Below are 21,494 nucleotides of genomic sequence, written 5' to 3' on the forward strand. Positions count from 1 at the left end.
ACGGTCAGCCGCCGACCAGGGTGGTGACCATCCCGAGCACAATGGTGCCGCCGTGTGAACAACTGTCACCCATGCGCGCCGCCGGCATCTTGCCGATCAGGCAGGTGGCCGAGCCCTTGACGATGGTGTCGGGCGGGCCGACGCAGGTCGCCATATCGCCCAGGCGCGCCGCCGGCAGCTTGCCGATCAGCACCGTGGGTTCGCCCTTGACGATGGGTCCCCCCACGTGCGGCACGATGCCCGTGACCATCGGGCAGACATGCATGTCGGTCATGCGGGCGGCGGGCTGGCCCATCGGTTCCTCCGTCCACGGGAGCCGCGATCCCGGACAGGGTAGCCCACCCGGTCACCCCGCGCCAGCGGCGGCGGGCACCGACACGTTGTCGATCAGCCGCGTCCGGCCGAGGCGCGCGGCGACCAGCAGGCGCGCCGGACGATCGGCGGGACGGACTTCCAGTGGCGCCAGCGTCTCGGCATCGCGCAACTCCAGGTACTCGACCTCCGAGATCCCGGCCGCCGTCAGGCGGGCCACGCCCTCGGCCAGCACCGGCGCGGCCAGATGACCCGGGGCGAGGGCGTCGACGGCCTCGGTCAGCACGCGATACACCATCGGAGCGATGGCCCGTTCGTCGGCGGTCAGATAGGCGTTGCGCGACGACAGGGCCAGGCCGTCCGACTCGCGCACCGTCGGCCCCCCGACGATCGCCACCGGGATGTCCAGATCCCGCGCCAGGCGGCGGATGACCTGAAGCTGCTGGTAGTCCTTCTCGCCGAACACCGCCACGTCCGGCCAGGCACGCAGCAACAGCTTGGCGACCACGGTGGCCACGCCCTGGAAATGGCCTGGCCGCCGGTCGCCGCACAGTCCCCGGGAGGCACCCTCCACCGTCACGGTCGTGGAAAACCCGGCGGGATACATACCGGCGGCGTCCGGCGCATAGAGCAGGTGGCAGCCGGTGGCGGCCAGCTTGGCGGCATCCTCGGCCTCGGCGCGCGGATAGGCGGCGAAGTCCTCGCGGGGACCGAACTGGGTGGGGTTGATGAACAGCGAGGCCACCACCCGGTCGGCCCGGGCCAGCGCCAGCCTCACCAGCGACAGGTGCCCGTCATGCAGGGCGCCCATGGTCGGGACCAAACCGACCGTCAGGCCGGCGGCGCGCCAGTCGGCCACGGTCCGGCGCAACGCGTCGGTGTCGCGGACCACCGGCAGGGGAGCGCGCGCGGTCATGGTCATTTGGCGGCGAAGATGTGTTCGGGGCCCGGGAAGCGGCGCGCCCGCACGTCGGCGGCATAGGCGGCGGCCGCGTCCTCGATGGGAACGGCCAGGTCCGCGTAGCGGCGCACGAAGCGGGGCGTGAAGTCGGGAAACAGGCCCAGCACGTCCTCGGTCACCAGCACCTGTCCGTCACAGGCGACAGAGGCCCCAATACCGATGGTCGGCACCGGAACCGTCTTGGTCACCCGCGTGGCCACGTCAACCACCGTGCCCTCGACCACCATGGCGAAGGCGCCGGCCTCGGCCACGGCGCAGGCATCCTCCACCAGCGCCTCGGCCTCGGCGTCGCCCCGGCCCTGGGCACGGAAGCCGCCCATGGCATGAACCATCTGCGGGCGCAGGCCCACATGCCCCATCACGGGCACGCCCCGGGCCGCCAGGAAGGCGATGGTCTCGGCCATTTCCCGGCCGCCCTCGATCTTCACCGCCGCCGCGCCGGTCTCGGCCAGCACACGGGCGGCGTTGCGGAAGGCCAGGGCCGGGCTTTCCTGGACCGAGCCGAACGGCATGTCCACCACCACCAGCGCGCGCGTCGAGCCGCGCACGACCGCCTGGCCATGGGCGATCATCATCTCCAGCGTCACGCCCAACGTCGTCGGCAGGCCGTAGAGCACCATCCCCAGCGAATCGCCGACGAGCAACAGATCCACATGCGGGTCAAGCAGCCGCGCCATGGGCGTGCTGTAGGCGGTCAGGCACACCACGGGCTCGGCGCCCTTGCGGGCCTGGATGTCGCGAACGGTCAGCCGGCGGGTGGCGGGGTGCACGGCACTCATGGCGGGGATCCTGATGGTGAGGGGACGCGGGGCGGGTCCTTTACCAGAAACGCGCGCCCTTGACTGCCCCGAATCGTCACACCACGACACCACCGGGGCATTCGCTCAACCCACGGGCGCGTCCTCGGCCCGGGCGATATCCAGGAACACTTCTTCCAGGGTTTTACGCCCATATCGGGCAATCAACGCCGTCGCCGACCCCTGATCGTGAAGGCGCCCGCCCTTCATGATCAGCACGTCGTCGCACAACCGCTCCACCTCGGCCATGTTGTGCGAGGCCAGGAAGATGGTCGCCCCCACGCGCCGGCGCCAGGAGTCCAGATAACCCCGCACCCAGTCGCCGGTGTCCGGATCCAGCGAGGCGGTCGGCTCATCCAGCAGCAGCAACACCGGATCGTTGAGCAGCGCCTTGGCCAGCGCCACCCGTGTTTTCTGCCCGGCCGACAGCTTGCCGGCGGGCCGGTTGAGCAGGTCGGTGAGGTGGAGGTCGGCGGCCATGGCGGTGATGCGCGCGCGCAGGTCCTGGACACCGTAGAGGTGCCCGTAGACGGTCAGGTTCTCGCGCACCGTCAGGCGGTGCGGCAGGTCCACGTAGGGCGACGAGAAGTTCATGCGCGCCAGCGCCAGGTGCCGGTCGGTGGCCATGTCCCGGCCCAGCACCCGCAGGCTGCCGGCGGTGGGCAGCAGCAGGCCGACGATCATGGAGATGGTGGTGGTCTTGCCGGCGCCGTTGCCGCCCAGCAGGGCCACCGTGCTGTTCGCCGGCACCGACAGGTCGATCCCGTCCACGGCGGTCACCGTCCCGCCGGCCGGCGCGTCGAAGCGCTTGGTCAGCCCGCGCGCCTCGATCACCAGGGGGGCGGCGTCACCGCGCTCCCCGTCCACGCCCGTGCCCGTGCCCACATCCATGTCCGTGCCTTCCGATCCCTCACCCGGCCGCCGCCCGGGTCACCGGCGCGGCCCGCGCGGCATCGGCACCGAGTCGTCGATGATGCCCTGCAGGTCGTCCACGGACCGCCCCTGGAAGAGGGTGATGCCCAAATCCTGTCCCAGCGTCACGGCCTCGGCGCTGTCGCAGTGGGCCAGGACGGTCCGCGATCCCTCGCCGGCCCGCAGCCGCCGGGCCAGCGCCAGCCCGTCGTCGGTGATCATGCGCGCCGGCAGATCCCGGGTCCAGAACAGCTTGACCAGATCGGCGCCCAGGCGGGCGCGGTCCAGCAGTCCCAGGGTTTCCGGGTCCAGCGCGTCGATGCACAGGCGGTAGCCCCGCTGGCGCACATAGTCCCGAGCGAAGACGTAGGCGTCCAGGTCCGAGAACACATCCTCCACCCGCAGTTCCAAGACCACCGTGCCATGGGTCCCGGCGGCCAGCACCTGTTCGAAGCGCAGGAAGGTGTCGGACAGGATGGTCTGGACGTTCAGGTTGACGGAGAAGCCGTCCTTGCTGGTGCGCACGCCCTCGCGGTTGAGGTAGGCCAGCACGCGGCGGTCCAGCGTCTCGGTGAAGTGCTGGAACAGCCACCGGTTGGCCGTCAGGTCGATGCGCGGGGCGATGGTCTCGCGCAGTTCCGGAATGGAGACGTAGATTTCCGTGAACACCGGACGCGGCGGCGCGGTGCCGACGATCGCGCAGACCCGCTGCCAGCGCACGTGATTGGACAGGTCGGCCTGGGCCAGCCCGTTTTCCAGCCGGTCCAGGACCTCGGCATCGATGGGCCGGCGTCCGCCCCATGACCCCCGGGGACCGGCCCAGGGTTGCGCCGTCCAGAGGGCCGCCGGATCCGGCGACGGCGGCTGGTCGGTCCTGGGACCGATGGGACGCCAGACCATGGCGGCCGGGACGTCGGTGTCCGGCCGGACCGCCCCCTCGGCCAGCGGCGGGCGCACGCCGGGCACGCCGGCGCCGGCCGCGGCGGTCTTGTCGTCGTGATCGGCCTCCTCGGCCTCGGCCAGGGCACGCGCGGCATCGCCCGTGGCCTGGCCGGCCCGGGTGCCGTCCCGGCGCGCGGCGGCCTCGGCGCGCTTGGCGGCGATCCGTTCGTACTCGCTGGCCAGGGCGCGCAAGGCCTCGAAACTCTCGCCGAGGTCGCGCCAGATCAGCAGCGGCGTATCCTGGCCCGCCGGGGCGCCGAGATGCTCGCTCAGGGGATCGTCGGAGATGAGGAACCGCAACCCCACCAGCACGGCCCGCACGCGATCCGTGACCTCCTTGCGGAAGATCAGCAGGTAGTCGCCCTCGGGCAGGCGGAACAACCGCGCCAGGCCGTCCAGGGCCAGGGGGGTGAGGGCCTCCTCGATGGCCCGCAGGCTGTCCGGCGCACGGTTCTCGGGCCGCAGGTCCGACACCCGCACCCGCAACGAGCGCAGATCATAGTAGTCACCACCGATCTCACGGACGTAGTCGGGCAGGGCGAACCCCGATCGGATGGCGCGCATCCTAGCCATGGGCCGGGCCTTTCGCCGTTCCCCGTCCCCGCCGGGTGGGCATGCCGCTCAGGCGCGTGACCGCGTGGAGACGCGGCGGATGGGGACAGGCCGCGCGTCCCGACACGGCGGCGCGCCGACGCTCGACGCACTGGGCCAGGGTGCAGAGCGCCTGCTTGGGACAGCCGACCATGGTGGTGGCCCCCAGCATGCGATCCAGGAAAAACCCCTGGAAGGACCGCACCCCATGGGCCATCCCCCACCGCAAGGCGGCCTCGGAGTCCACGCGGGCCAGGATCAGGCGGTCGGCGCCGATGGCCTCGATCGCGGCGGCGGGCGATATCGCCCCGGCGGCGCCGCGCGTGTCGGCGAGGTCCGCATCCCACAGGACCTTCACATGGTCCACGTCCAGCCTCCCCACATCCACCAGGCCCAGCGCCCGCGCATCCACGCCGTCCAGCACCAGGGCATGGCCCCGCGCGCGCAGCAGGGCCGCCGCCTCGCGCAGGCGCGCCAGATTGGCGAAGGCGTCGACCATCTGCACCTCGACCAGCAGGCGGGTCCCGGGACGCAGCCCGCGCGACAGGTCCTCGAACACCGGCCCGGTGACCGTCTCAAGGTTGAGGTTCACCGCCAGCGCCCCGGGCAGCGTCGTCCGGTCCAGGCGCCCCAGCGCCCGCGCCATCTGCTGGTCGAGCAGACGGCAGAACTCCTGAAACAGCCAGCGGTTGGCGGTGATGTCCACGTCCGGCGCACAGAGACGGCGGACCTCGCCGATAGACACGAACACCTCCTCGAACGCCACGTGGCCATGCCGCGCCACGTCGATCCGAATCACGGCCTGGCGCCGCACCAGCGGGTGCGGCTCGATCGCCGCCAGTGCCGCGCCCACCGACTTCATCAGGCGCGGAACCATGGGCTGGGGCACCTTGTCCTGGGTCCGCCTCACGGTGCGCCAGGAGTCCGCCGGCGCCCGCCGGATCGCCTCGACCCGGCGCGCCAGTTCGCCGCCGGAGGCTTCCAGCGCGTGGTAGGTGACAAAGGCATCGCGACCGTCCGCGTCCACCGCCCGGCTGGCCGGATCGCCCTGGAACAGGGCGCGCAGCCGCTCCACATGAGTCTCCAGCAGGGTCGCGGGCAGGTCGCGGCCCACCACCACAAGATCCCCGTTTGAAAGGAGGAAGACCTCGGCGGCATACCCCGTCACCAGCGGGGCGAACAGCGACGCCGCGATCCGCAGCCGGATCCAGCTTCGATGGCGAGACCGCAAATCGGACAGGGCAATATGGACAGCCCGACAGCCTTCCGGCGCGCGGGAGAATCGCTCCAGGCAGTCCAGAAGACTCTGGTCCCCATGGACGAAGGTGCTGGGCAGTCGCATGTGCTAGAGTCGATCAATTATATGATGAATGTTACCGTCCGGTTGGATACCGTCATGCTATCGCTTAGGCGGTCGGACGGACGGGGCACCCCGGGTGCGGCGAACGATAGCATGGATTGACGTGACCTCTCAAAGACCCTCGGCATGGACGCCGCACGCCAATGGCGTCATACGGAACCGTGGAGCGTCGAACCCGGGGTCGACGGCCCAGGGAGCGCCGGCTCGGGGACTGGTCGATGGATGTTCGGGGAAGCGTGGTGAACCAAGCTCGGATCCTCGCCCTTCGGTTATCTCCGGCAACCGAGCCGCCGGCCCGACGGGTGCGGTCTCCGTGCCGCCGGTCCGCCGGCCGGCGCGAGGCCGCCACGTCGTTACTCAGGACGGCGACCGTCTGGATACCAGCCCCGACGCCCACAGGGGGCCGGACACCGTCATCCGCGCCGGGGCCGGCGCCAAGACACGACAGGACCCGAAACGGAAGGCCCTCGACGTGCGCGTGATGGACGGATCCTGGCCGGCGACGTTCTGGATGCCGGCCCCGGCGCGCCTGCCGACCGGCATCCGCGTCTACGCCATCCCCGACATCCACGGCCGCGCCGACCTGCTCCAGGCCATGCTGGACGCCATCGATCAGGACATGCGCGCCGACGGCCAGCGCCATCAGGGCGCCGTGGCCGTGTTCCTGGGCGACTACATCGACCGGGGGCCGCGCTCCCGCCGGGTTCTGGACATCCTCACCAACAATCTTCCCGACGCCTTGCAATGCGTGTTCCTGCTGGGCAACCACGAACATTTCCTGCTGTCGTTCCTGGAAGGCCCGAGCGACCCGGCGGGCTGGCTGTTCAACGGCGGCCTGGAGACCCTGACCAGCTACGGGATCGACGCGCCGTCCAGCGGTTTCCTGTCGGTCTCCTGCCAGGACGAGCTTCGCAAGGCCCTGCTGAACGCCTTGCCGGAGCGCCATCTGGTGTTCCTGCGCAATCTCCGCCCCAGTTTTCGACTGGGGGGGTATTTTTTCGCGCATGCCGGCGTCCGGCCCCGCGTGCCGCTGGAGTCCCAGGCCCTGGATGACCTGTTGTGGATCCGCGGGCCATTCCTGACCAGCACCGAGGACTTCGGCGCCGTGGTCGTGCACGGGCACACCATCCTGCCGCGTCCGCTGGTGCTGGCCAACCGCATCGCCCTGGACACCGGCGCCCATGACTCGGGCATTCTGACCTGTGGCGTGCTGGAGGGCGGCGGCCTGCGCTTCCTGCAAACATCGCCGAGCCCGGCCACGGTGGGCGGCGGCCCGCGACCGACCCCCTACCCCTTCAGTTGAAGCGGCAGGCCGGCGGCGATGAACACGACGCGATCGCAGACCGCCGCGACCCGCTGATTCAGGAACCCGGCCTGATCGCGGAAGCGACGGCCAAGGGGGGTCTCCGGCACCAGACCCAACCCCACCTCGTTGGCCACCAGCACGACCGGCGCCGCCCGGGCGGCCAGGGCGCGGTCAAGCGCGCCGAAGGCCGCGTCCAGATCGGCCTCGTCGAGCAGCAGGTTGGTGAGCCACAGGGTCAGGCAATCGACCAGCACGGGCGCCCCGGCGTGATCCTCCAGCGCCCGGGGAAGGCCCACCGGCGCCTCGACGGTCGTCCAGGCGTCCCCGCGCCGCTCTTGATGGAGGCGCAGGCGCTCGTCCATCTCGGCGTCGGGCGCGTCGCTCCAGGGCCTGAAGGTGGCCAGATAGACCGGCCGCGCGCGCGCCATTCCGGCGGCGTCCAGGACCAGGGACTCGGCATGGCGGCTCTTGCCCGACCGGGCACCGCCGAGGATCAGGGTCCGCAGGGGATGCGGCATCGGCGAGCCCTCCATCATGCTCACGCCATCGCAAGACTGTTGACGCAGTCCACGCGCCAGCCGCCGTCCCAGTCACCGCCGCCGGCCAGCCGGTCGAGCCGGGTCAGGGACAGCGGATCGATCACAAACCGCAGCGCGGTGGCCGGATCAAGCCCCAGGGCCACGGCCAGGGCGGCGCGAATGGTGCCGGCATGGACCACGGCGACGATGTCACGCCCGGCGTGGTCCGCGCTCCAGCGGTCGAGCCCGCTGGCCACCCGGTCGATGACGGCGGCGAAGCTCTCTCCGCCCGGCGGAGTGGCCCGGGTGGGCTCGGCCCAGAAGGCGGCCAGCACCGGATCGGGCGGATCGGCGCTGGCCAGCCCGCCCCAGGTGGCGCCCTGCCAGGCGCCGAAATGCTGCTCCAGGAAGTCCGGCTCCTCGGTGGCCCGGGAGAGGCGGGCGCCGGCGGCGGCCAGCGCGCGCGCCGTCTGGTCGGTGCGCGTCAACGGCGTGGTGACCAGCACGGCGCGGGCCGGCAGACGGCGGGCCAGCGCCTCCAGATCCTCGTCATCGCCGGTGTCGGCGGCCAGATCAAGGCGGCCGACGATGCGCCCTTCCGCGTCGGGCACCGGCGCGTGGCGGATCAGCCACCAGCGGGTCTCGGCCGGGGCGGCGACGGGCTTCGCGGCGAGACTCATCCGGGTCCTCCCTCAACACCAGACCAGGGCCAACAGCACCAGGGCGGCGCATTCCACCATCAGGATGGCGGCGCCGATCACGTCCCCGGTGTAGCCGCCCAGCCGCTTCCGGGCCAGCCAGCCCAGCCAGGCCAGCAACGGCAACGATCCCAGCAGCGCCAGCACCCCGCCCGGCCAGGGTGTCAGGGCCAGGCCCGCCAGCAGCGGCGCGACCATGGCCACCGCCGTTCCGCCCACCGACGGCCGACCCGCCCCGGCGCCCACCCCGTCGGCGCGGGCCGGCGGGCACACACGCATGAACAGCGGACCGGCCGCACGCCCCAGCGCGGCGGCCAGCACCCAGGCGGGCAGCGCGACGGTCCAGGGTCCGGCCTCCAGCAGCATGGCCAGGGCACCGACGCGGATCAGCACCGAGAACAGCACCGCCACCATGCCATAGGTGCCGATGCGGGAGTCGCGCAGGATCTCCAGCGATCGCGCCCGGTCCCGGCCACTGCCGATGCCGTCCGCCGTGTCGCCGATGCCGTCCTCGTGCAGGCAGCCGGTGACCAGCATGCAGGCCCCCACCCCGAGGGTCGCCGCCAGCCAGGGCGCCGCCCCCAGCGCGGCGGCCCCGCCCGCGACCACCCCGCAGACCAGGCCCAGCAGCGCCCCGGCCCAGGGAAAGGCCCAGGCGGCGCTCATCAGGGGCGGCGTCCAGTCGGCCGGAATCCAGGGCAGGCGGGTCAGGAACGCCACCGCCAGGGCGAGTTCATTGAGAGGACGCCGCAGCGGCGCCGCGCGGTCGGGCGGTTCGGCCAACGCCATGGGGTGATTTCTCCGTCGGCTTCGGGTAAGGCTCGGGGCGCCGTGTTTACCTGAAACCACAGGATCGATCCATCCATGTCCGTCTCCGCCGCTGCCTCGCCCGCCCGCTCCGGCCCCCTGCCGCCCGCCGCCTCCCTCGACGAGATCCGCGCCCTGGTGCGCGGCGCCCCCGGCCCGGACACCGACGCCCGCGCCAGGACCGAGGCCCGCGAACCGACCCTGACCAAGCCGGCCGGGTCGCTGGGGCGCCTGGAGGAACTGGCGTGCTGGCTGGCCACCTGGCAGGGGCGCCACCCCCCCGCGCTGGACCGGATCCGCTGCGTCGTCTTCGCGGGCAATCACGGCGTGGCAACGCGCGGCGTGTCCGTCTATCCCCCCGAGGTGACCCATCAGATGGTCGCCAACTTCCAGGCCGGCGGCGCCGCCGTGAACCAGTTGTGCCGGGCCAACGGCGCCGATCTGGCGGTGATCCCGCTGGACCTGGACCGGCCCACCGCGCCGTTCGACGAGGCCCCGGCAATGACCGAGGCCGAGGTCCTGGAAGCCCTCAACGCCGGCCTGACCCTGGACCTGTCGGGCGTGGACGCCCTGATCGTCGGCGAGATGGGCATCGGCAACACCACCGCCGCCGCCGCGCTGAGCCAGGCGCTGTTCGGCGGCACCGCCGTGGACTGGGTGGGGCGCGGCACCGGCCTGGATGATAACGGCCTGGCCCGCAAACGCGCGGTGGTGTCGGCGGCCATCGCCCGGCACGGCGACGCCCTGCGCGACCCGCTGGAGGCTCTGCGCCGGGTGGGCGGACGCGAACTCGCGGCCATGGCCGGCGGCGCCCTGGCGGCCCGGCACGCCCGGGTCCCGGTCTTCATGGACGGCTTCATCTGTTCCGCCGCCCTCGCCGTCTGGCAGGCCATGGACAGCCACGGGCTCGACCACTGCCTGGCCGCCCATGTGTCCATGGAACCCGGGCACCAGCGCCTGCTGGCGGCCCTCGGCAAGCGGCCGTTGATGACCCTCGACATGCGCCTGGGCGAGGGAAGCGGCGCGCTCACCTGCCTTGGGCTGCTGCGCAGCGCCGTGGCCTGCCACGTCGGCATGGCCACCTTCGCCGAGGCCGGCGTCACCGACAAGGACCCGGCATGACATCCATGTCACGGGAACCGGGGCTGCGGGGACGGCTGGCACGGATTGCCGACCGTCCCTACCTGCTGCTGTTCCTGACCATCACCTTCTGGTCGGGCAACGCCATCGTCGGGCGGGCGGTGGCCGGCCACGTGCCGCCGGTGGGCCTCGCGTTCTGGCGCTGGACGGTGGCCGGGCTGATCCTGCTGGCGGTCGCCTGGCCGCGCCTGCGGAAAGAATGGCCGGTGCTGCGCGCACACTGGCCGATCGTGCTGGTGCTGTCCGGGCTGGGCATCGCCGTCTTCAACACCTTCCTCTACATCGGCCTCCAGCACACCCAGGCCATCAACGCCCTGCTGATGCAGACGGCCATGCCGGTGCTCATCATCCTGTGGACCTTCGCGGTGTTCGGCGAGCGGGTGCGCGCCTGGCAAGCCGTGGGCCTGCTGATCTCCCTGGCCGGGGCCGCCGTGGTCATCAGCCGGGGCGATCCCGGCGTGCTTCTCGGCCTCCAGTGGAACGCCGGCGACCTGTGGGTGCTGGCGGCGGTGGTCTGTTACGCCGGATACACCGCGCTGCTGCGGGTGCGGCCGAAGGTCTCCGCCTCGGTGTTCCTGGCCGCCACGTTCCTGATCGGCGCCGTGCTGCTGGCGCCCCTGTACCTCTGGGAGACCCTGGTCGGCGGGCGGGTGATGCCCCTGGACACCGTCACCCTGGGCGCGGTGGCGTACGTGGCGCTGTTCCCGTCGATCCTGGCCTTCGCCTGTTTCAATCGCGGGGTCGCCCTGGTGGGGGCCAACGTGGCCGGCCAGTTCCTGTACCTGATGCCCCTGGTGGGCGGGTTGATGTCGATGGTCCTGCTGGGAGAATCGGTGCTGTGGGCGCACGGCGCCGGCCTGGCGCTGATTCTGTCGGGTTTGTGGCTGGCCACCCGGCGACCGGCCCGCGCACCGCCGGATCCGTCGTGAGCGGTCCGGATCCCGGCACGACGGCACCCGGATGGCGGACCACCCTCATGCGGCAAGGGGACCCGTGTCTCGAATTTTGGTTGTGACGCGGCGTGAATTCTTGACAATTTTCGTTCGGGCGCCGCATTGGCACGTCCCCGGTTGATTTGGTGGTGGTAAACTCCAGGCTCGGGCGGTGGCGCGACCGCCGATGCATGGGCCGTCGTCGGGCAGCGGGGACCATCCGGCCTCGCCGGAGGCAGACGCGAACGATGCCCCCGAGTCAGGGCCGCGCGCGACGACATCGGCAGCCCGGCGGACGGCCCGCCGGACATGCCACCGCCCCATCACCCCGGTCCTGGTCGGCAGGACGGGAGCGAGCGACGGCACACACAAGGCAACGGAGACGCATGACCCACACCCCGACACGCGTTGACTGCACGTATCCGGACATGTCGCGGTTGGTGCTGGATGACTGGCGCGACAGCCTTGATCTTTTGGCCGAGGCCTGTGCGGTGGGACTTTGCGTGGTCACGCAACTCCATCCGTTGACTGTCGACATCGTGGCCAGCACGGCGGACCCCGGCACGCCGTTCGCCGCCGGACGGAACCTTCCCCGCACCGGGACCTTGCCCTGCGAAATCGTCGGCGCCACGCGCCAGCCGGCGTCGATCCCCGACACGCGGGAGGATCCGGCATGGGCCGACGCCCCCGCCCCCTACCGGGACTGGCGCGCCTATCATGGCGTGCCGCTGCTGTGGCCGGATGGCACCCCCTTCGGCACGCTGTGCCTGTTCCATGACACGCCCGGACCGCTGGCCGACCTCGGCCGGCGCCTGGTCGACCGGTTCCGGACGATGTTCGAAACCGACCTTCGGACGGCCAGGACGACGCAGTCGCGGCCACCGTCGTCGGCCGAGACACCGTGGTCGCGATGGTGCCTGCACGACATCGCGCAGCGCCTTCCCGCCGTCCTGTACCTGTGCCACTACCGCGCCGGCGGGTCCCGCGCGGTGCGAGTCGTCGCCGGGACGCTGGACGACGTGTTCGGCGCCCCGACCGAGGACACCGTCACCGACCTGTCCAAGCTGCCCCTTCATCCCGACGACGCCGGACCACTGGACCGTTCCCTGGCCGAGGCGGCCCAGACCCTGACGACCTGGGCGTTCGAGGGCCGCTTCGTCCTGCCCGACGGATCGCTGCGGTGGTGGATGACCCGGGCGCGGCCCCATCGCGTCGCCCGCGACGAGGTCGTGTTCTGCGGGATTCTTCTGGAGATCGAGGACCAGAAACGCCGCGAGGCCGAACTGGTGTACACCCAGTCCACCATGACGCGGCAGGCCCACGAACTGGCGGCCCAGGCCGAGATGCTGGAGACGGCCCGCCTGGAAGCCCTCCAGGCCAAGCAGAGCGCCGAGACCGCCAACCGCGCCAAGTCCGAGTTCCTGGCCGCGATGAGCCATGAACTGCGGACCCCGCTGAACGCCATCATCGGGTTTTCCGACATCATGCGCGCGGCCCTGTTCGGCGCCCTCGGGCAGCACCGCTACGAAGAGTACGTGACCGACATCCACCACAGCGGCACCCACCTTCTGGACCTGATCAACGACCTCCTGGACCTGGCCCGCATCGAGTCCGGCAAGGTGGATCTCACCCTGGAGCCGCTGAACCCCGGCGAGGAACTCGACCGCTGCCTGCGCATGGTGCGGACCCGGGCGGAAACCCACGGCGTGGCCATCACCGTCGACGTGGCCCCCGATATCCAGCCCGTCATGGCCGATCACCGGGCCTTTCGCCAGATGCTGTTCAACCTGCTGTCCAATGCGATCAAGTTCACGCCGCGCGGCGGCGCCGTCGACATCCGCTGCACGCGGACGCCGTCCGGCGGGCTCGACGTCATCGTGGCCGATACCGGCATGGGCATCTCCGAACAGGACCAGGCCAACCTGTTCGAGCCGTTCATGCGGGCCAGCAATGCCGAGCGCAAGGAGATCGAGGGAACCGGGCTGGGGTTGGTGCTGGTGAAAACCCTGATCGAACGCCATGGCGGATCGATCACCCTGACAAGCCAACTGGACCAGGGCACCACCATCACCCTGTCATTCCCGCCCGCCACGCGGGCCCCCACACGGGATCAAGCCCGGGATCAGGCCCCGGACCAGCCCCGCGAGGAAGTTCCGGCGCCCCCCTGAGGCGCAGCCTCCCCAGGGGCGCGCCCCCGGGACCGGGAGAGCATGATACGCCGGCCCGACGCTCCCGGGATTCCGGCGCGCGCGGCGGCTATCGCGGTCAGATCAGGAACAGCGTATCCAGCGCATGGAACAGATCATCCGCGAAGGCGGGCCCCTTGTGGATGACCGGCACCTGGCCGGGCAGCAACGCCAGCAGCTCGTTGTCGGGATCCAGGCTGGTGATCAGGGCCGTCGGCACATTGCGGGTCTCGGGCATGGCGGCCACGCCGATCGCCAGGTCGATCCCGGTCAGGCCCGGCATGACGGCGGAGATGATCACCATGTCCGGCCTGGTGCGCACGATCAGCGGCAGGGCCTCGAAGGTGGAGCCAATCTGCACCGTGCGATAACCGCACTGCTGCAATTCGCGCTCGACGAAGTGGGTTTGCGCGCCCGGCTCCATGACCAGCATGATCTCGATGTCGCGAACCTCGATATCCTCCGGCGCGAAGCCGCGCTTGGCCGGCAGGCCGCGCACCATCGGCCCCTGCTCCGTGTCGGCCGGGATGCGCCCCTCGACGAGGTCGACGATCACCTCCAGAAAGACCTCAAGGTCGTCGAGGATCAAGGCCGGCACCACGGACCGGGACTCCGACAGGTAGTCGCCAAGACGGTGGCCCAGGGTGGCAAGCGGACTCAGGCCGAGGCTCTCGCCCTGGCCGCGCAGGACCAGGGCATGCCGGCGGGCGATGCGGACCACGTCGGCCAGGTCGCCGCCGGTGTCGTGGCGAACCTGTTCGACACGAAGCAGCAGATCGCGCGCCGCGTCACCCGCCTCGTCCAGGAATTCCTGCCGCATCTCGCGGAGCACCGCCTCGATGGCCGCCGCATCACCGCCGGGAGACATGATGGTGGGTCCCTCCACGCCGGTCGCCGGTCGGCATGCCCGACGACGGTTCCCCGTGGTGCGGCGCCCGGCGTGTGGCGCCCGAGGAGGGGGCCGCTTCCCCACCGCTGGTCGGGCTGGACAACGAGGACGGCCATCAATGGCGGCGTCCTGTCCGGAAAACCCCGACGGGTCCCGCACGGCGCCTGACCGGGCCGAAGTCAGACACACCATGGGTCCCTTTACAAGACCGTCTCGAAGCGTGGCGTACCATACCAACGGCCCTTGAGAATGACCGTTGCCGTCCGTGGCCGCCCGGCGGACGAATCACACTCATCCGCCGCTGGTATCAGACGACCGGCTCCGAGAGAATGGCCGCATCCCCCAAGTCCTCGACAAGAGCCGGATCCACCTTGATCGCCGCGGCCACGGCCTGGGCATCCGGGTTGTTTTGGACATACGGCTTGTAGCGCATGTCCTCACCCAGAATATGGTTCATCAACCATCCCTTGAGGAACGTGAGCAGGGCCTGGCCTTGCATGGCATGGGGATCGGCCTGGTAGCGGTCCAGCCACTCCCGGACCTGGGCCTTGAGTTCCCGGTGTCGGCCCGCGTGGTCCTGGGCGCCGGGGAAGTTGGCCGCCTTGTGAAGCGCCTCCTCGCGATTGAAGTGGTACTCCGTGTAGTCCCAGAGGCTGTTCAACACGCTGCCGACGATCCAGGCGCTCTCGGGCGCCTTGTCCAGCGCGGCCGGCAGTTGATTGACAAGATTGATCAGGATGCGGTGGTCGCGATCCATCTCCTCGGCACCGACCGACCAGGTGTCGGACCAGCGGATAAGCGGCTCGTCCGCCTCATCCGTCCCATCGCCCCCGGCCGTCTCCGCACCATCCACGCCATCCGCGCCGTCGTCATCGGCTCCCGCCCCGGCGCCCGGAGGATCTTCGGTCGGACCATCGTCGGCAGAACCATCTTCGGTCGGGCCATCATCGTCTCCGGCCATCTCGTCCGCCGTTGTCGGGGCCGGCGGGTCGTCGACGGCGTCCTGGGCCCCGGCGCCGTCGTCAGCCCCGTCGGGCGCGGCGGACAGGGCGGGCTCCGCGATGGCGTCATCGACACCGGTCTCCTCGACACCGGTTTCATCGACGTCGGCGACCTGGGGCTCGGATCCGGACTCGTCGTCGTCCGCGTCCTGGACCGAGGACCCCTCCCCGGCGTCCAGGGACGCCCGATCCCCGCCGCCATCGGCATCATCGCCAGCCACATCATCGCCAGTCGCGTCGTGCCCGGCATGCTCGAAGGTCAAGTCATCCTGGCCATCGAAAGCCGCCCCGTCATCGCCGCCGATCCCATCGTCCATGGCGCCGGCATCGCACTCGGCCTCCGGGACCGCCGCCGGGCTGTCGAGGCCCCGTTCCGGAACCATTTCCAGGTCCTCGATCGCGACATCAAGGCCGCTCACCGGCGCCCCGTCGCCTTCGGTGGCGAGGCCGGCTTCCGCCTCGATCGCGGGCTCATCAACGGGACCGGCCGGACCCGGGTCATCGCCGCCGGCCTCGTCGTCGACATCAACAGCTTCCGCGCCGGCATCGGCGCCGCCGTCCATGGACCGCTCGGCCAGCGCGTCCCCGGGGGCCTCCCCAGGCGCCTCCCCGAGCGCCTCCACCACAGGCGGCGCGTCGGGCGCCTGCGTGGGATTGGCGTTGCCACCGGTGCCGAAGGCGCGGGCCACCAGGGCCTCGGAGCGCTCCACGGCGCGCGCCAGATCCGTCTCGTCGCCCGCCAGGTCCTGGGCCGTGCGTTGCGCGGCGCCCGTCAGCGCCCGCAGGGCCTCGGTCAGGGTGTCATTGGCCTCCGAAAGAGCGCGGATCTGCTCGTCTCGATCCGCCAGTTCCTGCTGCTGCGCCTGATAGCGCTGCTCCACCACGGTGAACAGGTCGTGAAGCTTGGAGAGCCGGTCGGCCCGCGCGTCATGCGCGCCCCCCAGGTCTGCGACGGCCTTCTCGGCCTCGGCGATGACCGACTGAGCGCTGTCCTTGTGAGTCTTGACGGTCATCGTTCCGCGCACCCTTCTGCCACGCCTTTCCATTCGGACGTCGAGCGTACCATGAGCCCGATCAGCCCCAAAAGGTCCGATCCACGGGGCATCCCGGCCTGAGAGCCCATCCGGTCCGTCGCGGGAACCACAATATGGTGTGTTTCTCCACCTGAACAGTATTGCGTATAGAGTGTGCGTCGGGGCTCGTCCGACCAGCGCGGCACCCGGGGCGCACCGATCGATACGGCTTCCCCAAAGGGCCAACAGGAGAGCGACGCGGAATGAAACGCGGGCGATGGATATCATCGGGCGAGGGACGGTCGGTCACGCTCCTGGGATCACCCGCCGAGTCGGCACCACTGGCCGCCGCCCTGCGATCGCGCGGACAGGCGCCATGCCGCGTCACCCCACCGCCATCGACTCGGCCCTGGGATGGCGCGCGCCACGCTCCGGCGCGCGTCGCCGAGGCCGTGGCGGCGCGCCTGACCCAGGACGAGCGTCCCCTGGTGGCGGTCGTGGGACCACCCTGGTGGCTGGGCGTCGCCGCCCAGGCGCGCGCCGCCGCCCTGGAGACCCGGCCGGCGCGCTGGCTGCTGTGGCCGACACCTGACGACCGACTGGACGCGGACGCGCCACCCGCCTGGAGCCATGAGGCCGCCTACCTGGACGCCCTGGCGCGGGCCTCGGCGTCGTGGATCGCGCCGCCGGGATCGCCAGCGCGGGCGACCCTTCCGCCCGAGGCCGGATCGGACGCCCGGGCATTCGCCCGATGGCTGGCCACCCTGCCCCATCCGGCCCAGGACCGTCGCGTCCAGGTCCGCGCCGCCACGCGGCCAGTGACCCTGGGCGTGGTGCTGGTGCATCGGGACCGGCCCGGCCCGGTGGTGGCGGCGCTCGACTCCCTGGCCGGGCAGACCCGCCCGCCGGACGCGCTGGTGGTGGTGGACGCCGCCAGCACCGACCCCACGGCGCGGCGGCTATTGCGCCGGCGGGTCTCGGCCTTCGGCGCCGCCCCAAGCACACTGATCATCCGCGATGCCCCCAGCCTGGGCGCGGCCCGCCACGCCGGCGTACAGGCCCTGTCCACGGACTGGGTCCTGATCCTGGACGACGACAACCAGTGTCCGCCGAACGCCCTGGCCACCTTCACCCGAGCGGCGGCCACCGGCGCGGCCGATGTCTGGACCTGCTGGGCGGCGCTGTTTCACGGCGATCGTCCGCCGCCGGATCCGGACGGCGGTCCCGTCTACCGGCCGCTCGGCCCGGTGCCGGGGCTGGCCGGCCGGGCGAACATCCTGGGCGACGCCAACCTGATGATCCGGCGCGACGCCTTCTTCCGGCTGAGCGGGTTCGATCCCGACCCCGCCACCGGCGCCGAGGACTGGGACCTGCTGGTTCGCGCCCTGCTGGCCGGGGTGCCACAGGCGGTGATTCCGCGCGTGCTGCTGTGGAAGCGCCACGCCCCCAACGGCATCGGCGCCACCATGGACCCCGACCGCGCCCGCGCCCGGGTGCTCGGCCGTCTGCGCGCGGCTCGGATACCGGTGTAAGGAACCCATGCCCGCATGCGCCACCGCCCACACACCGCTCGCGTCTGCCTGGTCACCACCGAGATCCTGGGGGTCCACCGCACCGGCGGCATCGCCACCTTCGCAAGCGCCCTGGCCGACCTGCTGGTCGCCGAGGGCCACGCGGTCACCGTGCTGTGCCTGAACGGCGCCCGCGCCATGGACGGACCCTTCGCGCCCTGGGTGGAGACCTATCGCCGCCGGGGACTCATCCTGGCGCCCTTACCGGATACGCTCCCGGGCACGCCACCGCCCGGCGGGATCTGGCGCCTGGGCACGCTGGGGCGGCGGCTCCGCGCCCTGGACTGGCTGGCGGCGCGGGACTTCGACCTGATCCATTTCAACGACTGGGGCGGCGACGCCGCCCTGTGCGGGCAGGCGAAGGCGCTGGGCCTGGCCTTCGCGGACACGCGGCTGGTGCTGGGGCTGCATGGCGCCTCCGACTGGTCCATGGCCGGCAACGACACGCCGCTCGCCGACCTGTCCCGGTTGGCGCAGATCGACCTTGAACGGGCCGCGCCAGCCGTCATGGACGCGGTGTGGAGCCCCAGCCGCTTCATGGTGGACCGGCTGGAGGGCCAGGGCGTCGCCCTGCCGCCGCAGGGCGCGCGGATCCTGCCGTTGCTGATGCCCGACCCCGGCCGGCCCCGCCCGCCCGAGGCCGAGGCGACGCCGATCGACGAGGTGGTGGTGTTCGGCCGCCTGGAAGCCCGCAAGGGACTGGCCTGGGTGCTGGACGGGCTGGACCGGCTGGCCACTCGACCGCCGGACGACCGCCCGGCGCGGGTCGCCTTCCTGGGGCGTGCCGGCGTGCTGGCGGGTGAACCGGCCGACAGGGTCATCCGCCGCCGCGCCGCGCCCTGGCCCTGGGAGACCGCGATCCTCGATCGCCTGCATCGCGCCGAGGCCCTGGACCACCTGAGGCAACCGGGGCGCCTGGCGCTGATCGCCGGCGCCGGGGACAACAGCCCCCTCACCCTGCACGAAAGCCTGGCCCTGCGCGTGCCGGTGCTGGCGCGCGGGGGCGGCGGGGTAGCCGAGATCGTGGCGCCGGAGGACCGCGCCCGCGTGGTGATCCCGCCCGAAACCGGCGCCGACGCCCTGGCGGACCGCCTGGCCGCGCTGATCGGCACAATGCCGTCCCCGGCCCGCCCACGGGTTTCTCGGGAAGACGCGGACACGGTGTGGCGGGCGTGGCATGCGGCGCTCCTGGAAACCAAGCCGCCGTCGCGTCCCGCGCGGACCGCGCCCGCGGTGCCCCTTCGCGTTCTGATCGCCCCGGCCAGTCGGCCCGACCCGGTGTGGAAGACAGCCCTGGCCGATGGTCCGCCAGACCATGCCGCGTGGCTGCTGACCGACGCCGACCGCCCCGACCCGGGCGCCCAGGATCGCATCACCTCTCTTCTCACCCTCGGCGGCGCCGACCTGCTGGCGCCGGGATGGCGCGAGGGACCGGAGGGGCGGCGGGTGCTCTGCCTCGACGGCGCCCCCGTCACGGCCCAGGCGGTCAACGCGGTCGCCGGGCCGGGGCTGGTGCTGGGGCCACGCGCGGTGGCCGTGGCGGCACGGGATTGGGCACCGGAAAGCGGCCTGTGGGGACTGGTGGCGGTGGCCGTGGGCGCCGGCCTGACCCATCGCGCGGTCCCCGCCACGCTGCTGTCGCGAGACCGGCCGTGGATCGACTCTCCCGCCGCCCTGGCCCGCGCCCCGGCCGCCTGGGCGGCGCTGGACACCGGGCGGTCGGCCCCCCTGGTGGCGGGGCTGCTGGCCGGCCTGGTGGCGCGCCAAGCGGGCACCCATCGCCTGGACCGCGACATCGGCGCCGACCCGGCCGCCCGCGCCGAGGACCGCACCCGCCGCCGTGCCCGCGCCCTGTGGCGCGCCTGGGGCTGGCGGGTCACCCGCCCCTTGCGCAACCGCGCCCGCCGTCGCGCCGGTCTTGCCCCGGAGCCCGTGGACCCGCCCCCCATGACCGAGCCCGGTGCCGCCGCCGAGGTGCTGTGGGGGGTGCTGCGCTCCCGGTCCTGGGCCCTGACCGCCGCCCCGCGCCTGGTCCTCAAAGCCGCGCGCAATTGTATACATAAACGGTCCAAGGGTCTTGGTGCCGGCCCGGGGGATCGGGTACCATCCCGCCCTTCCATGCAACAGGCAGGCGGCGCAACCCATCATGACTCGACCCGGTGAGGGACTGTCCTTCGAGGACCTGACATCCGCGGTGACCCAGGGTGACATTGACACCGTCCTGGTCGCCTTTCCCGACATGCAGGGCCGCCTGATCGGCAAGCGGTTCCATGCCGCCTTCTTCCTGGACAGCGGGCACGAGGAAACCCACGCCTGCGACTACCTGCTGGCCGACGATATCGACATGGAGCCGGTGCCGGGCTACGCCGCGCACAGTTGGGAGAAAGGCTACGGCGATTTCGTGCTCAAGCCCGACATGGCCACCCTGCGCCGCTGCACCTGGCTGGACGGCACCGCCATGGTGCTGTGCGATGTGCTGGACCACCACGACCACGCGCCGGTGCCGCACGCGCCCCGCTCCGTCCTGACGCGCCAGGTGGAGCGGCTGCGGGCCATGGGACTGACGGCCTTCGCCGCCTCGGAACTGGAGTTCTATCTGTTCGACGAGGACTACCGCGCCTTGCGCGACCGCCGCTACCGCGACGCGCGCACCGCCGGCGCCTATATCGAGGACTATCACATCTTCCAGACCACCAAGGAGGAAGGCGTGGTGCGCGCCATGCGCAACCACCTGGAAGCCTCGGGCATCCCGGTGGAGACCTCCAAGGGCGAATGGGGGCCGGGCCAGGAAGAACTGAACATCCGCTACGCCGATGCGCTGACCATGGCCGACCGCCACGTGGTCATGAAGAACGCCATGAAGGAGATCGCCCACGCCCACGGCAAGGCCATCACCTTCATGGCCAAGTGGGACTATGACCTCGCCGGCAACTCCTGCCACATCCACATGTCGGTACGCGACGCCGACGGCCGCACGCCGCTGTTTCACGATCCGGACGCGCCCCACGGCATGTCGGACCTGATGCGCCGGTTCATGGCCGGGCAGATCAAGTACGCGCCCGACTACACCTATTTCCTGGCGCCCTATATCAACTCCTACAAGCGCTTTCAGGATGGCACCTTCGCGCCCACCAAGGTGGTGTGGAGCCGCGACAACCGCACCGCCGGCTTCCGCCTGTGCGGCGAGGGGTCCAAGGCCATCCGCTGCGAGTGCCGGGTGCCGGGCGCCGACGTGAACCCCTATCTGGCCTTCGCCGCCCTGATCGCCGCCGGCATCGCCGGCATCGAGGAGGGCCTGGACCTATCCGCCCCCTTCGTCGGCGATGCCTACGGCGACGCCGGCCTGTCCGACATCCCCCGCACGCTCCGCGCCGCCACCGACAATCTGAACGGCTCGCGCATGCTGCGCGCGGCCCTGGGGGACGACGTCGTCGACCACTACCTGCACACCGCCCGCTGGGAGCAATCGGAATACGACCGCCGCGTCACCGACTGGGAGCTGATGCGCGGCTTCGAGCGGTATTGAACACACCCCCCTCACCCCACCGGTCCGCCATC

Annotated in this window: 18 protein-coding genes; 7 read left to right on the plus strand and 11 right to left on the minus strand. The window is 71.7% G+C overall.

Annotated features, from left to right (window positions below):
• Nucleotides 1-4: 4 nt before the first annotated feature.
• From GGD89_RS04200 to GGD89_RS04225, 6 genes are all read right to left on the minus strand, one after another.
• Nucleotides 5-295 (minus strand): PAAR domain-containing protein, encoded by a 291-nt coding sequence (locus GGD89_RS04200; protein ID WP_184042851.1) that lies wholly within the window; start codon nucleotides 293-295, stop codon nucleotides 5-7.
• A gap of 51 nt (nucleotides 296-346) precedes the next feature.
• A complete protein-coding gene (panC, locus tag GGD89_RS04205) occupies nucleotides 347-1,228 on the minus strand; it encodes a pantoate--beta-alanine ligase (RefSeq protein ID WP_184042852.1) in 882 nt (293 codons plus the stop codon).
• Nucleotides 1,229-1,230: 2 nt separating this feature from the next.
• A complete protein-coding gene (gene panB, locus GGD89_RS04210; RefSeq protein WP_184042853.1) occupies nucleotides 1,231-2,052 on the minus strand; it encodes a 3-methyl-2-oxobutanoate hydroxymethyltransferase in 822 nt (273 codons plus the stop codon).
• A gap of 105 nt (nucleotides 2,053-2,157) precedes the next feature.
• Nucleotides 2,158-2,961 (minus strand): ABC transporter ATP-binding protein, encoded by an 804-nt coding sequence (locus tag GGD89_RS04215; RefSeq protein ID WP_184042854.1) that lies wholly within the window; start codon nucleotides 2,959-2,961, stop codon nucleotides 2,158-2,160.
• A gap of 39 nt (nucleotides 2,962-3,000) precedes the next feature.
• Nucleotides 3,001-4,497, minus strand: coding sequence for an EAL domain-containing protein (locus GGD89_RS04220; RefSeq protein WP_184042855.1), 1,497 nt, complete (start codon nucleotides 4,495-4,497; stop codon nucleotides 3,001-3,003).
• Nucleotides 4,490-5,857: an EAL domain-containing protein gene (locus GGD89_RS04225; RefSeq protein WP_184042856.1), complete on the minus strand. Its 1,368-nt coding sequence runs from the start codon at nucleotides 5,855-5,857 to the stop codon at nucleotides 4,490-4,492. Before GGD89_RS04225 ends, GGD89_RS04220 begins: the two co-directional genes overlap by 8 nt.
• 331 nt (nucleotides 5,858-6,188) lie before the next feature.
• Between GGD89_RS04225 and GGD89_RS04230 the strand changes: the two genes are divergently transcribed.
• A complete protein-coding gene (locus GGD89_RS04230) occupies nucleotides 6,189-7,178 on the plus strand; it encodes a metallophosphoesterase (protein ID WP_221238316.1) in 990 nt (329 codons plus the stop codon).
• Here GGD89_RS04230 and cobU read toward each other — a convergent pair.
• The 3 genes from cobU to cobS are packed head-to-tail and all read right to left on the minus strand — an operon-like array spanning nucleotide 7,163 to nucleotide 9,186.
• Complete coding sequence (gene cobU, locus GGD89_RS04235; RefSeq protein WP_184042857.1) at nucleotides 7,163-7,699, minus strand: bifunctional adenosylcobinamide kinase/adenosylcobinamide-phosphate guanylyltransferase; 537 nt, start codon at nucleotides 7,697-7,699, stop codon at nucleotides 7,163-7,165. The genes GGD89_RS04230 and cobU overlap by 16 nt on opposite strands.
• 20 nt (nucleotides 7,700-7,719) lie before the next feature.
• A complete protein-coding gene (locus tag GGD89_RS04240; protein ID WP_184042858.1) occupies nucleotides 7,720-8,379 on the minus strand; it encodes a histidine phosphatase family protein in 660 nt (219 codons plus the stop codon).
• Between the two features lie 12 nt (nucleotides 8,380-8,391).
• On the minus strand, nucleotides 8,392-9,186 hold the full coding sequence (gene cobS, locus GGD89_RS04245) for an adenosylcobinamide-GDP ribazoletransferase (protein ID WP_184042859.1): 795 nt from the start codon (nucleotides 9,184-9,186) through the stop codon (nucleotides 8,392-8,394).
• A 75-nt stretch (nucleotides 9,187-9,261) separates the two neighbouring features.
• Here cobS and cobT point away from each other — a divergent pair, with 75 nt between their 5' ends.
• The 3 genes from cobT to GGD89_RS04260 all read left to right on the plus strand — a co-directional run bounded on the left by cobT (nucleotide 9,262) and on the right by GGD89_RS04260 (nucleotide 13,444).
• Nucleotides 9,262-10,326 carry a nicotinate-nucleotide--dimethylbenzimidazole phosphoribosyltransferase gene (gene cobT, locus GGD89_RS04250; protein WP_184042860.1) on the plus strand — a complete coding sequence of 355 codons (1,065 nt, stop codon included), beginning with the start codon at nucleotides 9,262-9,264 and terminating at the stop codon, nucleotides 10,324-10,326.
• Nucleotides 10,323-11,273: a DMT family transporter gene (locus GGD89_RS04255; RefSeq protein WP_246422514.1), complete on the plus strand. Its 951-nt coding sequence runs from the start codon at nucleotides 10,323-10,325 to the stop codon at nucleotides 11,271-11,273. Before cobT ends, GGD89_RS04255 begins: the two co-directional genes overlap by 4 nt.
• Before the next feature lie 389 nt (nucleotides 11,274-11,662).
• Nucleotides 11,663-13,444: a GAF domain-containing sensor histidine kinase gene (locus tag GGD89_RS04260; protein ID WP_184042861.1), complete on the plus strand. Its 1,782-nt coding sequence runs from the start codon at nucleotides 11,663-11,665 to the stop codon at nucleotides 13,442-13,444.
• A 97-nt stretch (nucleotides 13,445-13,541) separates the two neighbouring features.
• Here the strand turns inward: GGD89_RS04260 and GGD89_RS04265 are convergent, their stop codons facing one another.
• Both GGD89_RS04265 and GGD89_RS04270 read right to left on the minus strand, forming a co-directional pair.
• Nucleotides 13,542-14,330 (minus strand): PleD family two-component system response regulator, encoded by a 789-nt coding sequence (locus GGD89_RS04265; protein ID WP_184042862.1) that lies wholly within the window; start codon nucleotides 14,328-14,330, stop codon nucleotides 13,542-13,544.
• A gap of 328 nt (nucleotides 14,331-14,658) precedes the next feature.
• Nucleotides 14,659-16,365: a bacteriohemerythrin gene (locus GGD89_RS04270; RefSeq protein ID WP_184042863.1), complete on the minus strand. Its 1,707-nt coding sequence runs from the start codon at nucleotides 16,363-16,365 to the stop codon at nucleotides 14,659-14,661.
• A gap of 263 nt (nucleotides 16,366-16,628) precedes the next feature.
• On the opposite strand from GGD89_RS04270, the gene GGD89_RS04275 reads away from it, so the two are divergent.
• From GGD89_RS04275 to GGD89_RS04285, 3 genes are read left to right on the plus strand one after another with little or no spacing between them, the layout of a single operon-like run.
• Nucleotides 16,629-17,897 carry a glycosyltransferase family 2 protein gene (locus tag GGD89_RS04275; protein ID WP_184042864.1) on the plus strand — a complete coding sequence of 423 codons (1,269 nt, stop codon included), beginning with the start codon at nucleotides 16,629-16,631 and terminating at the stop codon, nucleotides 17,895-17,897.
• Between the two features lie 15 nt (nucleotides 17,898-17,912).
• A complete protein-coding gene (locus GGD89_RS04280) occupies nucleotides 17,913-20,099 on the plus strand; it encodes a glycosyltransferase family 4 protein (protein ID WP_184042865.1) in 2,187 nt (728 codons plus the stop codon).
• Nucleotides 20,083-21,462 carry a glutamine synthetase family protein gene (locus tag GGD89_RS04285; protein ID WP_184042866.1) on the plus strand — a complete coding sequence of 460 codons (1,380 nt, stop codon included), beginning with the start codon at nucleotides 20,083-20,085 and terminating at the stop codon, nucleotides 21,460-21,462. Before GGD89_RS04280 ends, GGD89_RS04285 begins: the two co-directional genes overlap by 17 nt.
• Nucleotides 21,463-21,494 lie beyond the last annotated feature (32 nt).

The organism is Roseospira visakhapatnamensis (assembly GCF_014197915.1).
Classification (GTDB): domain Bacteria; phylum Pseudomonadota; class Alphaproteobacteria; order Rhodospirillales; family Rhodospirillaceae; genus Rhodospira; species Rhodospira visakhapatnamensis.

Coding starts and splice junctions, on each gene's coding strand:
- GGD89_RS04200 (WP_184042851.1), bottom strand. CDS start 295: ATGGGCCAGCCCGCCGCCCGCATGACCGACATGCATGTCTGCCCGATG.
- panC (WP_184042852.1), bottom strand. CDS start 1,228: ATGACCGCGCGCGCTCCCCTGCCGGTGGTCCGCGACACCGACGCGTTG.
- panB (WP_184042853.1), bottom strand. CDS start 2,052: ATGAGTGCCGTGCACCCCGCCACCCGCCGGCTGACCGTTCGCGACATC.
- GGD89_RS04215 (WP_184042854.1), bottom strand. CDS start 2,961: ATGGATGTGGGCACGGGCACGGGCGTGGACGGGGAGCGCGGTGACGCC.
- GGD89_RS04220 (WP_184042855.1), bottom strand. CDS start 4,497: ATGGCTAGGATGCGCGCCATCCGATCGGGGTTCGCCCTGCCCGACTAC.
- GGD89_RS04225 (WP_184042856.1), bottom strand. CDS start 5,857: ATGCGACTGCCCAGCACCTTCGTCCATGGGGACCAGAGTCTTCTGGAC.
- cobU (WP_184042857.1), bottom strand. CDS start 7,699: ATGCCGCATCCCCTGCGGACCCTGATCCTCGGCGGTGCCCGGTCGGGC.
- GGD89_RS04240 (WP_184042858.1), bottom strand. CDS start 8,379: ATGAGTCTCGCCGCGAAGCCCGTCGCCGCCCCGGCCGAGACCCGCTGG.
- cobS (WP_184042859.1), bottom strand. CDS start 9,186: ATGGCGTTGGCCGAACCGCCCGACCGCGCGGCGCCGCTGCGGCGTCCT.
- cobT (WP_184042860.1), top strand. CDS start 9,262: ATGTCCGTCTCCGCCGCTGCCTCGCCCGCCCGCTCCGGCCCCCTGCCG.
- GGD89_RS04255 (WP_246422514.1), top strand. CDS start 10,323: ATGACATCCATGTCACGGGAACCGGGGCTGCGGGGACGGCTGGCACGG.
- GGD89_RS04260 (WP_184042861.1), top strand. CDS start 11,663: ATGACCCACACCCCGACACGCGTTGACTGCACGTATCCGGACATGTCG.
- GGD89_RS04265 (WP_184042862.1), bottom strand. CDS start 14,330: ATGTCTCCCGGCGGTGATGCGGCGGCCATCGAGGCGGTGCTCCGCGAG.
- GGD89_RS04270 (WP_184042863.1), bottom strand. CDS start 16,365: ATGACCGTCAAGACTCACAAGGACAGCGCTCAGTCGGTCATCGCCGAG.
- GGD89_RS04275 (WP_184042864.1), top strand. CDS start 16,629: ATGAAACGCGGGCGATGGATATCATCGGGCGAGGGACGGTCGGTCACG.
- GGD89_RS04280 (WP_184042865.1), top strand. CDS start 17,913: ATGCGCCACCGCCCACACACCGCTCGCGTCTGCCTGGTCACCACCGAG.
- GGD89_RS04285 (WP_184042866.1), top strand. CDS start 20,083: ATGACTCGACCCGGTGAGGGACTGTCCTTCGAGGACCTGACATCCGCG.